General features: G+C 68.6%; 8 protein-coding genes and 1 tRNA gene. 5 read left to right on the top strand and 4 right to left on the bottom strand.

The window, feature by feature from the left end; genetic code table 11:
* The first annotated feature begins 96 nt into the window (after positions 1–96).
* Positions 97–1,413, top strand: a complete 1,317-nt coding sequence (locus ACZ9GM_RS13250) for an aminotransferase class V-fold PLP-dependent enzyme (RefSeq protein WP_291473915.1) — start codon at positions 97–99, stop codon at positions 1,411–1,413.
* 6 nt (positions 1,414–1,419) lie between these two features.
* On the opposite strand, the gene ACZ9GM_RS13255 is transcribed toward ACZ9GM_RS13250, so the two are convergent.
* Positions 1,420–1,638: a hypothetical protein gene (locus tag ACZ9GM_RS13255; protein WP_476038107.1), complete on the bottom strand. Its 219-nt coding sequence runs from the start codon at positions 1,636–1,638 to the stop codon at positions 1,420–1,422.
* 437 nt (positions 1,639–2,075) lie between these two features.
* Here ACZ9GM_RS13255 and ACZ9GM_RS13260 point away from each other — a divergent pair, with 437 nt between their 5' ends.
* Positions 2,076–3,308 carry a hypothetical protein gene (locus ACZ9GM_RS13260; RefSeq protein ID WP_476038108.1) on the top strand — a complete coding sequence of 411 codons (1,233 nt, stop codon included), beginning with the start codon at positions 2,076–2,078 and terminating at the stop codon, positions 3,306–3,308.
* On the opposite strand, the gene ACZ9GM_RS13265 is transcribed toward ACZ9GM_RS13260, so the two are convergent.
* Positions 3,277–4,260, bottom strand: coding sequence for an NAD(P)H-quinone oxidoreductase (locus ACZ9GM_RS13265; RefSeq protein WP_476038109.1), 984 nt, complete (start codon positions 4,258–4,260; stop codon positions 3,277–3,279). The genes ACZ9GM_RS13260 and ACZ9GM_RS13265 overlap by 32 nt on opposite strands.
* 141 nt (positions 4,261–4,401) lie before the next feature.
* Here ACZ9GM_RS13265 and ACZ9GM_RS13270 point away from each other — a divergent pair.
* Positions 4,402–4,486: transfer RNA gene (locus tag ACZ9GM_RS13270), tRNA-Ser, on the top strand.
* A 226-nt stretch (positions 4,487–4,712) separates the two neighbouring features.
* Here the strand turns inward: ACZ9GM_RS13270 and ACZ9GM_RS13275 are convergent.
* Positions 4,713–5,372, bottom strand: a complete 660-nt coding sequence (locus ACZ9GM_RS13275; protein ID WP_291473911.1) for a L,D-transpeptidase — start codon at positions 5,370–5,372, stop codon at positions 4,713–4,715.
* Between the two features lie 58 nt (positions 5,373–5,430).
* On the bottom strand, positions 5,431–6,147 hold the full coding sequence (locus ACZ9GM_RS13280) for a hypothetical protein (protein ID WP_476038110.1): 717 nt from the start codon (positions 6,145–6,147) through the stop codon (positions 5,431–5,433).
* 399 nt (positions 6,148–6,546) lie between these two features.
* On the opposite strand from ACZ9GM_RS13280, the gene gltB reads away from it, so the two are divergent.
* A complete protein-coding gene (gltB, locus tag ACZ9GM_RS13285) occupies positions 6,547–11,175 on the top strand; it encodes a glutamate synthase large subunit (RefSeq protein ID WP_291473975.1) in 4,629 nt (1,542 codons plus the stop codon).
* A gap of 2 nt (positions 11,176–11,177) precedes the next feature.
* Positions 11,178–12,731 carry a glutamate synthase subunit beta gene (locus ACZ9GM_RS13290; protein WP_291473909.1) on the top strand — a complete coding sequence of 518 codons (1,554 nt, stop codon included), beginning with the start codon at positions 11,178–11,180 and terminating at the stop codon, positions 12,729–12,731.
* Positions 12,732–12,797 lie beyond the last annotated feature (66 nt).

Raw genomic sequence — 12,797 nt, forward strand, 5'->3', positions numbered from 1 at the left:
ATCGAGCACGGCTCTCCGGGGCTTGCGGTGCTGTCAGCCCGGCGCTGTAGGATCGTGCAGACGAGTGACTGTCATAGATTAGAGGTGCGTACAGGCGTGTTCGATTCCGCGAGGGTCCGAGGGCTCTATGTCTCCCAGTCCGACGGGTGGACCTACCTCAACGGCGGAGCGCGTGCCCAGGTCCCGGAGAAGGTGAGTTCCGCAGTGACGCGGGCTTTCCGCACCGCGCCGCTGCAGGCGGACCCCGGCGCCGGCAACGGCACCCGGGGGGACGCCTACATCGACGCTGCCCGTGAGGCCGTCGCCGACCTGGTCGGCGGTACTCCGGAGTGTGTGGTGCTGGGCCCCAGCCGTGCCGTCCTGCTCAACACCCTGGCGGCCTCGGTTCCGGCGAAGCTGCGGATCGGCCGCGAGGTCGTGCTTTCCCGCGTCGACGACCCGGTGAGCAACGCCCCCTGGGAACTGGCCGCAGACCTCTACGGCGCATCCCTCCGCTGGGCCGAGGCCGAGCTGACCACGGGTTCCCTGCCGACGTGGCAGTTCAGTGAGCTCATCGGCACATCGACCTCCATCGTCGCGGTCGCTGCGGCGAATGAGCACATCGGCACGGTGACGGATGTCCGTGCCATCGCCGACCTGCTGCACGCGAAGTCCAACGGGTGGCTCGTGGTGGATGCGGCATCCTACGCCCCCTACCGCTACATCGACATGGCGGAATGGGGTGCGGACGTCGTCGCCCTGGACCTCGCCCCGCTGGGTGGTCCGGAGGTCGGGGCACTGGTCTTCCGTGATCCGGCGATGCTCGCCGAGCTGCGGTTGGCGGAGGTGAAGACCGGTCGGCACTCCACCCCTGATCTGCTGGCCCTGGCGCAGCGCCGGGTCGCGGCCCTGGAGCGTGGTGGGCTGGCCCCCGGTCTGCTCGGTGCCGTCCCGGCGACAGTCGACTTCCTCGCCGGACTGGACGAGGACGCCACGGGAGACCGCCATGAGCGGCTGCGGACCTCCCTGCCGGCCGCGGAGGCGTACATGCACACCCTGGCCCGGCACCTGGTCGACGGGCTGCGGGACTTCGGCGTGGTCCACGTCATCGGTGTGACCGGCGAGGACGACGGCTACGGTCACTCCGGCAGCCACGGGGCCGCCGGTTCCTTCGACAGCGACGGCAGCGGCTACAACTCGGTCGACCGCGTGCCGCGGGTGAGCTTCCTGGTGCCCGGTGTGACGGCGTCCGGCGTGGTCGGGCGGCTGCTCGACAACGGCGTGGTCGCCGAGGTCGTGGGCCTGGAGGACAGCGCCCTCTTCGACCAGATGGGGGTCGCGGAGATGGGTGGCGCCGTGTGTGTCGGCTTCGCACCGCACAACACCCGCTACGACGTCGACCAGCTGGTCCGCGTCGTCGGCGGGATGGTGTAGCGGAGCCTAGCTGGCGTCCTCGTCAGCGACGGTCACCCCGCCGGGGGTCTCCGCGTCGAAGGCGCAGGTGACCCTGTCGCCGTCAGCCATCTCCAGCACGTACTTCCCGGCGTCGACGGTGGTCGGCATGGTCTTGCCGAAGAAGAGGTGGAGCAGGGCGTATCCGCCGATGATGACCGCCAGGGGAATGGCGAGGGTGAGTGTCCAGGCGGCGGCCCCGCTCATCTCCCGGCGCTTCGGTGGGGTCTGCGTGGGCTGCTGGGCTGCACCGTTCGGCTGCTGTCCGTTCTGTGGCGCCCAGTCGGGCTGGCCGGTGAGGGCAGCCCCACCCTGCTGGGGTGGGAACGGGAGTTCGCGTACGGTCCCCGGGTGGTCATGCGGGGCTTCTCCTTGACGGTCACCGGTGGCTGCGCTGCCGTCGGCGGTGCCGGACGCAACACTGACAGTCTACCCGGAAGATGAGGTTTGCCTGAGTGCGCGCCACACCCCTTTTTCGAGGGGAAGGATCGCCCGCAGGCGGGACGACACGCGGGAGAGTCCGGCCCACGGTCGGCGTCCTGCCGACGGGTACGGTGTGCGAGGTAGGTTCCGCAGATGTCGGGGACAGGCCTGAAGACAGGCACGGAACCCGCACAGACCCAGGCACGGAGGCAGGAGAGGTCATGACTGCGTCACAGCCACCGGTACCGGCGGGGACCGGGGACACAGTGGAAACAGGGGAACCGACAGCCTCAGCGCGTGACCTGTGGAGCGTCCGCATCGGCGAGGTCGTCGAGCTGGCCGACGCCGACCGGCGGTCTGTCGTCGTGGCGGGCCGGGTCATTCCGCTGGTCTACCGCTCCGGCACGCCGGATGCCCGCGGCAGGCACGGTAGTCAAGGCAGCCCCGGCGAAGTCCCGGGACGCCAGATCAGTGACCATGACCGGAAGCGACTCGAGGGTCTCGTGGAGTACCTGCGGGTCCGTCCCGACATGGTCCGGGTCGCGGTGCTGCGGCAGTCGGACTGGCCGGTGGCACTGGTCCGTGACCGGGGACTGGTCTGTGGCGTCCTCGTCGTCGATCTCGCGGCGTCGCACACGGCTGCCCAGGTCGCGGCCCGGGCGGTGGGGCCGACCATGTCCCTGGCGGAGATGGCAGACACCCCGGTCGAGTCCGAGGTGTCACTTCGGCAGCGCTACCGCGCGCTGGCGCAGCTCTGCGTCCTGCTCGACACCTTCCGCAAGAACGGTCGCGATCTTGTCGGACTCACCGGGGACGCCGTCCGGGTCGGTGAGCGGGGACGCGACGTCGTCCTCACCGGTGCCGCTGACCTGCAGGTGGGCGTGCTGCTCGCCACCGGGACGGCGGAGCCGACATTCCTCAACGACGCCTCCGTCTTCGCCGGTCTGGTCGTCCGGGTCCTGGTGGGACGCCGCGACGTCTCCGTCGGTGACCTGGACAACCTGCCGCCGGACGTCAGGGCACTGGTGCGTCAGTCCCTGGATGCCGGGGACGGCCCGGCGACTGATGTGGATGACAGGGTACCGGATTTCCTCAGCTGGTGGTCGGTGCTGAAGACCGTGGCGACGGGCGTGATCCGGGGTCCCCGACCGGCTCCCCTTCCGGAGCCGGCCCCGGTCGTCCCGGTACCGGTGGAGTCTGCCCCGCCTGCCCCGCGCCGAGTGCGGGTCAGGGACATGCTGCCGGGCATGGTCACGGTCCTGGGGACATTGCTGCTTCTGGTCGGTGCGCTGGGCCTGCTGGCCGGTGCCCCGGTCTGGGCGTGGGCGCTGGAGGGCGGAGGTGTCATGCTCGCCGTCGGTGGACTGGTCACCGGCGTCCGGGCGATGCACCGCCGTGAGGGGCTCCGCCTCACGCCCCCGTCTACTCCACCGACAGCACGATTGTCCCGGTGATGTCCCCGGCGAGCAGTGCCTGGTGCGCGGCCGCGGCGTCCTGGACCGGGATGACGCGGTCGATGTGGTGGCGGATCGTCCCGTTCTCCAGCAGCGGCCAGACGTGTTCGACGGTCGCGGCGACGACGCGGGCCTTGTCCTCCCGGTCGCGGTAGCGCAGGCCGGTCGCCGAGATACTGCCCCGCTTGTTGAGCAGCCTGCCGATATTGAGTTCGCCCTTCACACCGCCCTGCATGCCGATGATGACGAGGTGGCCGTCCTTCGCCAGGGCCGAGACATTCCGGTCCAGGTACTTCGCACCGATGATGTCGAGGATGACGTCTGCCCCGCCCTCCTCCTTGACGGCCTCGACGAAGTCGTCGTCGCGGTAGTTGATGAGCATGTCAGCGCCGTAGCCGCGGCATACCTCCAGCTTCTTCTCACTGCCGGCAGTCACCGCCACCTGCGCCCCGAGGGCCTTCGCAACCTGGATGGCGAACAGGCCCACACCGCCGCCACCGCCGTGGATGAGCACCAGGTCGCCCTTCCCGACCTCAGCGGTCATCATGAGGTTCGACCAGACGGTGCAGGCGACCTCGACGACGCTGGCGGTGTCCGTCAGACTGTACCCGGACGGCACAGGAAGCAGCTGACCTGCGGGGACGGCGACGTACTCGGCGTACCCGCCGCCGGAGAGCAGTGCTCCGACCTCGTCGCCGGCGTACCAGGGGGTGCCGTCCGGGCGGACGCAGCCGTTGGCGTCCTCGATGACGCCGGACGCCTCGAGGCCGATGATGTCGGTGTCCCCCTTCGGTGGTGGGTAATGGCCCTGGGCCTGGAGAGTGTCGGCCCGGTTGACACCGGCTGCGGTGATCCGCAGCAGGACCTCGCCGTCGGTGGGGGTCGGGGTAGGGGTCTCCTGCCAGGTCAGGGAGGTGGGGTCACTGGTGTCTGTCTGGATGATCGCCTTCATGCCTCTCCAGCGTAACTGCGTCTGCCCCGGTCGGGGTGGGGGAGCGGTCACGCACCAGCGGGGGAGTCTTTCGGCGGGGACTCGGTGCGCTACACTTGTCCCGCTGTGTCGGCGGCCCCTGCAGGACCGTCCGGCGCACGAGGAGATGTGGCAGAGCGGCCGAATGCACTGGTCTTGAAAACCAGCGACGAGAAATCGTCCGGGGGTTCAAATCCCCCCGTCTCCGCCGTTCACGAAGAGAGATCTGCCACCCCTCAGGTCGCCGGACAGTCCGGAAAACGACCTGAGGGGTGGCAGATCTTGTGTGTGACCGACGCTGTGCAGCTGGATCTGCGGCCTGTGTCGCGATGGATGTCAGCATCACGCAGTCTGAGGTCGGCCCAGCCCCCTCCCGAACAGCCTGACGCTGCATGATGCGTACACATGTCCCCGGAGCCCACCCCGGTCCCCTCCTACGCCACCACGTCGACGTAGTCCCCGACCTGCAGGGTGTTGAAGAAGGCCACGGCGTCGTCATGGTTCAGGTGGATGCAACCGTGGGACATCACGTCAGGGGAGCCCTCGTGGAAGGCGATGCCGATGTCGCCCGGGTAGGCGGTGCCGGCCGAGAAGTACACCGAGTACGGCATCGGCGCATCATAGGTGTTCGACCACTCATCGATGATCTTGCGCGTCACCTGGGTCAGCCCGGCCGGGGTCTCGTAGCCGGCGCGTCCGGAACTCATCGGCACCGGACCGCGGGTGATCGTGCCACCGGACTGCAGCCATGCGGTCTGGTTGGTGAGGTTGATGCAGGCCTTCGCCTGGGCGGAGCAGCCGGTCGACGGTCGCGGTGCCGGCTGCGGGGTCGGCGACGGGGAGGGCGCCGGTGCAGGTGCCGGACTGACACCGGGGATGTCCGGCAGGTGCCCGAGGGTGTCGTCGACGGCTCCGTCGACGGCATTCTGCGCGTCGGAGAGGGCGTCCTCCGCCATGCCCTGGAGATCGGTCGCCGACGGCACTGAGGGTAGTGCCGGAGCGGGGCCGGTCTGGGCGGTCGCCGCCGGAGCGAGGGCCAGGGAGCCCGCGACGAGGATGCCGAGTGCAGTGAGAATCGTGCGCATGAACTTCATGATCGAAAACCTCCTGAGTCCCTTCCCAACCTACCCGCCGGAATGCACCCCCGCCCGGCTACTCCAGGACGGTGATCCGCCGCAGTTCCGGCAGTTCCCTCACCTCACCGCCGTCGAGCGCGATCCGCAGCGGCGCTCCGACCGTGCAGTCCAGCAGTCGTGCCCAGGTCAGACGCTCGCGGTGCAGCTCGCGGCGTCCGGTGGTGAACAACCAGGCCGACCGGTCGAGCAGCAGGGAAGCGTCCTCCAGCTCCAGCAGGTAGACGCCGTCGAGCGTCCGGCGGCGCAGCCCGTCCAGTGAGGTCACCGGGGTGTCCTCCCCGGGTGCGGCGATGACCCGGATGGAGGAGACGAGCCCCATCCGGTGCGCGATCCCCTCTGTGTCGGTGATGACCAGGGGCGCTGCGACGTTGCAGCTGCGCACTCCGGAGTGCTCCCACACCACCGGCTGCGGCAGGTCATGGACGGCATCGGTGCGGGACGCCGGGATCCGTCGCACGGCCACCCTGTCGGCCCCGACGGTCACCAGCTGGGTGGCGGTACCGGCGGAGTTCTCGGTCGTGACGAGGTAGCGTCCCGTCGGATCGTCGAGCCGCGCCGGAGTCTCCTCGGCCAGTCGCCGCAGCACGGCGAGCGTCTCCTCGTCGGTGGCGTTCCAGTCGGCGCCGTGGGTCTCGAGGAGCCCGAGGAGCCGGGTGAGAGTCAGGTCGGGGCGGGCCTCCCAGAGTCGGATGAGGGCGTCCGTCACCACCGGGATGCGTCGGGGATCTTTCACGCCGCCATCGTACGACCCCCACCCTTCCCACCTATCGGGAAACCCTGGTGAAACTGCGGTGAAATACGTCCGTAACAATAGTTCTGATATGTGAGACTCTAAGTTTTATACAGTGGGACACAACAGATGGAACGATATGCGGTCTCCTGGGCGCTAAGATACATACACAACTTCATGTGGAGACCGCACCCGCGTTCACCTCAGAACTGTGGCATCCGTCACAGTGCAGAGTGGGCACCTGCGGGGGTGAGGAAACCCTGATTTGGCGGCCCCTGACGACGGCCGTATCTGTGAGGGAAACCCACCGGTCCGATGACGGTCCACAGGCAGCGACGCACCACCTCCGTGTCCCGCCCGGACCTCATGCCCCACCACGACTACCCGGAGGCTGACGACCCCATGACTGACGAACAGATCCGTTCCAACTACCCCGCACCGCAGGGCCTCTACCACCCTGCCTACGAGCACGACGCCTGTGGCGTCGCCTTCGTCGCGGACATCCACGGCCGAGCCACCCACGACATCGTGAAGAAGGGCATCCAGGCCCTGGTCAACCTCGACCACCGCGGTGCCGCCGGTGCGGAGAAGAACACCGGTGACGGTGCGGGCATCCTGCTGCAGGTCCCTGACCGGTTCCTGCGCGAGGAAATGGCGGCCGAGGGTGTTGAGCTGCCCCCTGCCGGTGCCTATGCCACCGGTATCGCCTTCCTCCCGGCGTCCCGCATGGCCGCCCTGGACGCCATGCGCGCCGTCGAGGACATCATCGCGGAAGAGCAGCTCGACCTGCTCGCCTGGCGCAAGGTTCCTGTGGACGACTCCTCCCTCGGCGCCATGGCCCGCGACGCCGAGCCGATCTTCTACCAGCTCTTCCTCGCCGGTAAGGACACGGAAGGACGCCAGCTCGAAGGCATCGAACTCGACCGTCGCGCCTGGTTCGTGCGCAAGCGCGCCGAGCGTGAACTCGGCTCCAAGGGTGCCGGTGCAGGCTCGGGTGCGGACACCGTCTACTTCCCGTCACTGTCCGCCCGCACCATCGTCTACAAGGGCATGCTGACCACCCCGCAGCTGCGCGAGTTCTACCTCGACCTGCAGGATGAGCGGATGGAGTCCGCCCTGGCGGTCGTCCACTCCCGGTTCTCCACGAACACCTTCCCCTCCTGGCCGCTGGCCCACCCGTTCCGCCTGCTCGCGCACAACGGTGAGATCAACACCGTCCGCGGTAACGAGAACTGGATGCGGGCGCGTGAGTCCCAGATCCGTTCCGGGATCCTCGGCGACATCGACCGCGCCCTGCCGGTCTGTGACCCCGACGGCTCCGACACCGGGCGCTTCGACGAGGCCCTGGAACTGCTCCACCTCGCCGGACGCTCCCTCCCGCACGCCGTGATGATGATGGTCCCCCAGGCCTGGGAGCGGAACCCCCACATCGATCCGGACGTCAAGGCCTTCTACGAGTACCACTCCTCGATGATGGAGGCCTGGGACGGCCCCGCCGCCCTCGTCTTCACCGACGGCACCGTGCTCGGCTCCGTCCTCGACCGCAACGGTCTGCGTCCCGGACGCATCTGGGTCACGAAGGACGGCCTGGTCATCGGTGGCTCCGAGGCCGGTCTGCTGCCCGTCCCGCCGTCCGAGATCATCGACCGACGACGCATCGAGCCGGGCAAGATGTTCCTCGTCGACACCGCCCAGGGCCGGATCATCCCCGACGAGGAGATCAAGGCGACCATCGCCGACAAGCCCTACCGGCAGTGGGTCGACGACAACATCGTCCGCTTCTCCGACCTGCCCCCGGTGCACTACGAGCCGATGACGCACGAGCGTGTCGTGCTGCGTCAACGCGTCTTCGGGTTCACCGAGGAGGATGTCGACCTCTTCATCCGGCCGATGGCCGCCGCCGGCCACGAGCCGCTCGGCTCCATGGGTACCGACACCCCGGTCGCCGCCCTGTCCGACAGGCCGCGGATGCTCTTCGACTTCTTCGCCCAGCGCTTCGCACAGGTCACGAACCCGCCGCTGGACTCTATCCGTGAGAAGATGGTCACCAGCCTGTTCACCCAGCTCGGTGCGCAGCTCGACATCACCTCCGAGGTACCCGAGGCAGCCCACCGCATCCAGCTCGGTAAGCCGCTGCTGCTGAACTCCACCTTGGCCACCCTGCGTGAGGCCGGGGAGCACGAGGGCTTCGAGGCCTTCCGCTCCGCCGTCATCTCCGGGCTCTACCCGGTCGCCCACGGCGGCCGCGGCATGCGACAGGCCATCGACCGGGTCCGTCGGGAGGTCTCCGCCGCCATCAATGACGGTGCGACGCTGATCATCCTGTCCGACCGTGAATCCAACGGCCGGCTCGCACCGATTCCCTCCCTGTTGCTCGTCTCCGCCGTGCACCAGCACCTGGTCAAGGAGAAGACCCGCACCCGCGCGTCCCTGATCGTCGAGGCCGGTGACGCCCGCGAGGTCCATCACTTCGCGATGATGCTCACCTTCGGCGCGGATGCCGTCAACCCCTACATGGCGATGGAGACCATCGACGAGCTCGGCAAGGACGGACGCCTCGGCGGTCTCGACGTCGAGACCGCCTGCCGCAACTACATCGACGGCTCCTGCGCGTCGGTGCAGAAGATCATGTCCAAGATGGGCATCGCGACCGTGGCGTCCTACCGCGGCGCGCAGCTCGCCGACGTCACCGGGCTGTCCCAGGCCTTCCTCGACGAGTACTTCACCGGTGCGGTCAGCCCGATCTCCGGTATCGGCCTCGACGAGATCGCCGACGACGTCGCCGTGCGTCACCGTTTCGCCTTCCTGCCCCGGCCCGAGGAGGCTGCGCACCGCGAGCTCGAGATCGGCGGCGAGTACAAGTGGCGTCGCGAAGGTGAGTACCACCTGTTCAACCCGGAGACGATCTTCAAGCTCCAGCACGCGACCCGCACCGGAACCTACCGGATCTTCAAGGAGTACACCGAGAAGGTCGACAACCAGGCGAAGAACCTCGCCACCCTGCGCGGCCTGTTCGAGCTGCACTCCGACCGCCCGTCCATCCCCGTCGACGAGGTCGAGCCGGTCAGCGAGATCGTCAAGCGGTTCTCCACCGGCGCGATGAGCTACGGCTCCATCTCCGCCGAGGCACACGAGACCCTCGCCATCGCCATGAACCGGCTGCACGGCAAGTCGAACTCCGGTGAGGGAGGCGAGGACCCGAAGCGCTTCGAGCCGGAGGCCGACGGAACCTGGCGCCGCTCCGCGATCAAGCAGGTCGCTTCGGGACGCTTCGGTGTGACCAGCCATTACCTCAACAACTGCACGGACATCCAGATCAAGATGGCCCAGGGTGCCAAGCCCGGTGAGGGCGGCCAGCTGCCGCCGCACAAGGTCTACCCCTGGATCGCCGAGGTGCGCGTCACGACCCCGGGCGTGGGACTGATCTCCCCGCCGCCGCACCACGACATCTACTCCATCGAGGACCTCGCCCAGCTCATCTACGACCTGAAGAGCGCGAATCCGGACGCCCGTATCCACGTCAAGCTCGTCGCCGAGCAGGGTGTGGGCACCGTCGCCGCCGGTGTGTCCAAGGCCCACGCCGACGTCGTCCTGATCTCCGGGCACGACGGCGGTACCGGCGCGTCTCCGCTGAACTCGCTGAAGCACGCCGGCGGGCCCTGGGAGCTCGGCCTCGCCGAGACCCAGCAGACCCTGCTGATGAACGGCCTGCGCGACCGCATCACCGTCCAGTGTGACGGCCAGATGAAGACCGGCCGCGACGTCATCATCGCCACCCTGCTCGGCGCCGAGGAGTTCGGTTTCGCGACCGCGCCGCTGGTCGTCGAGGGCTGCATCATGATGCGCGTCTGCCACCTGGACACCTGCCCGGTGGGCGTGGCCACCCAGAACCCGGAGCTGCGTAAGCGCTTCACCGGCCAGGCCGACCACGTGGTGAACTTCTTCACCTTCATCGCCCAGGAGGTCCGCGAGTACCTCGCCGAGCTCGGGTTCCGCACCCTGGAAGAGGCCGTCGGCCACGCCGAGTGCCTGCGCAAGGGTGAGGTCGACCCGGCGCACAAGACCGCCGCCGCCCTGGACCTCGACCCGATCTTCGCGATCCCGGACAGCCCGTTCATGCACCAGGACCGCTACCGGACCAGGGCCCAGGAGCACGGCCTGGAGAAGGCACTGGACAACCGTATCCGTACCGACGCGGAGGAGACCATCCGCCGCGTCGCCGCCGGAGCCACGGGAGAGGACGCCACCATCGACCTGGCGTACCCGATCACCAACGTCGACCGTTCCGTCGGCACGATGACCGGGTCGATGGTCAGCCGGGTCGCCGGACGCGACGGCCTGCCGGAGAACACCGTCAACCTGACCTTCACCGGCTCGGCCGGCAACTCCTTCGGCGCTTTCGTACCGAAGGGCATGACGCTGACCCTGGTCGGCGACGCCAACGACTACGTCGGCAAGGGTCTGTCCGGCGGCATCATCGCCATCCGGCCGGATGCCCGCGACGGTGCGGTCGGCCCGCACCAGACCATCGCCGGCAACGTGCTCGGCTTCGGTGGCGTCTCCGGTGAGATGTTCATCGCCGGAAGCGTCGGCGAGCGGTTCTGCGTCCGGAACTCGGGCCTCACCGCCGTCGTCGAGGGCGTGGGTAACCACGGCTGCGAGTACATGACCGGTGGACGCGTCATCGTGCTCGGCCCGGTCGGCGAGAACTTCGGCGCCGGCATGTCCGGCGGTATCGCCTACCTGCTCGACACGGGCGAGGAGGGCTACCGCGAGGAGGTCAAGGGCAGGGTCAACCCCGAGCTGGTGGACGTCGAAGACGTCACCGACGCCGAGGAGATCGACTGGCTCATCGAGACCATCAGCAAGCACCGGCGCCTCACCGGTTCGACCGTCAACGTCAACCCGGCAGCGCTCATCAAGGTCATGCCGCGGGACTACCGCCGCGTGACCCTCACCATCGAGGCCGCGCGTGCCGCCGGACTCGACGACGACGGCGTTGCCGCCGCGATCATGGAGGAAGTGAAGTAGCAATGGCTGATCCGCAGGGTTTTCTGAAGTTCCGCCGCGAAGAGGCGACCCACCGTCCCGTGCCGCTGCGTCTGCTCGACTGGCACGAGGTCTACGACGAGTTCCCCGACGGGAAAGTGCAGACCCAGGCCGCCCGCTGCATGGACTGCGGCGTCCCGTTCTGCCATGACGGTTGCCCGCTGGGCAACATCATCCCGGAGTGGAACGACCTGGTCCGTCAGGGCCGCTGGCGTGAGGCCTATGACCGGTTGCACGCCACCAACAACTTCCCCGAGTTCACCGGACGCGTCTGCCCCGCCCCCTGTGAGGGCGCGTGCGTCCTCGGCATCGGGGATGACCCGGTGTCCATCAAATCGGTCGAGCTGCAGATCGTCGAGCACGCCTTCGACAAGGGCTGGGTGACGCCGGTGAAGGCGTCCTTCTCCACCGGCCAGTCCGTGGCAGTCGTCGGTTCCGGCCCCGCCGGTCTCGCTGCCGCCCAGCAGCTCACCCGCGCCGGCCACGACGTCACCGTCTTCGAGCGTGCCGACCGGATCGGTGGCCTGATGCGATACGGCGTGCCGAACTACAAACTCGAGAAGAAGTGGCTCGACCGTCGTCTCGCCCAGATGGAGGCCGAGGGCACGACATTCCGCACCAACACCTCACCGACCGCTGAGGACCTCGCCCGGTATGACGCTGTCGTCCTCGCCCTGGGCGCCACCATCGGACGCGATGTGCCGGTGTCCGGCCGTGACCTCGATGGCGTCCATCAGGCGATGGACTACCTGCCGCTGGCCACCAAGGTCCAGGAGGGCGACTTCGAGGTCTCCCCGATCGATGCCAGGGGCAAGAAGGTCGTCATCATCGGCGGCGGTGACACCGGCACCGACTGCTTCGGTACCGCGCTGCGTCAGGGTGCTGCGTCTGTGCACCAGTTCGACATCAACCCCGCCCCGACCAAGGACCGACCCGCCGACACCCCGTGGCCGACCTGGCCGCGGATCTGGCGGGTCGCCTCCGCACACGAGGAGGGTGAGTACACCGTCACCGGCAACGAGTCCGCCGACGAGATCGAGGCCCTGGGTCTGGCGTCCCGCGTGGCGGGTGACGCCCTGGGCGAGCGTGACTTCAAGATCAACACCGTCGAGCTCACCGGCAAGGACGGGCACGTCACCGGGCTGAAGGCGGCGCGCTGCGAGCGTACGGACCACGGCCTGGCGAACATCGAGGGCTCCGAGATCGAGATGGACGCCGACCTGGTGCTGCTCGCCGTCGGTTTCGCCTCGGTCGATTCCAAGGGCATCGTCGACGAACTCGGCCTGCGCATCGACGGTCGTGGCCGCGTGGTCCGCGACGACTCCTACCGTGCCCGCTGGATCGAGACCCCCGCCGTGCAGGACGCCGGCTTCGACGCCCCGGTCTTCGTCGCCGGTGACGCCGGTCGCGGCCAGTCCCTGATCGTGTGGGGTATCGCGGAGGGACGCGCCTGCGCCGCCGCCGTGGACCGCCAGCTCATGGGCGAGACCGCCCTGCCGACCCCGGTCGCCCCGACGGACGTGCCGCTGCGGGCGTAGTTCCGCTTCGACGCGCCGGGTCGGGCGCTGCAGGTTGGCCTGAGCCACTGAGAGACCAACCTGGAG

The sequence above is a fragment of the Corynebacterium sp. UD i78 genome (assembly GCF_056280545.1).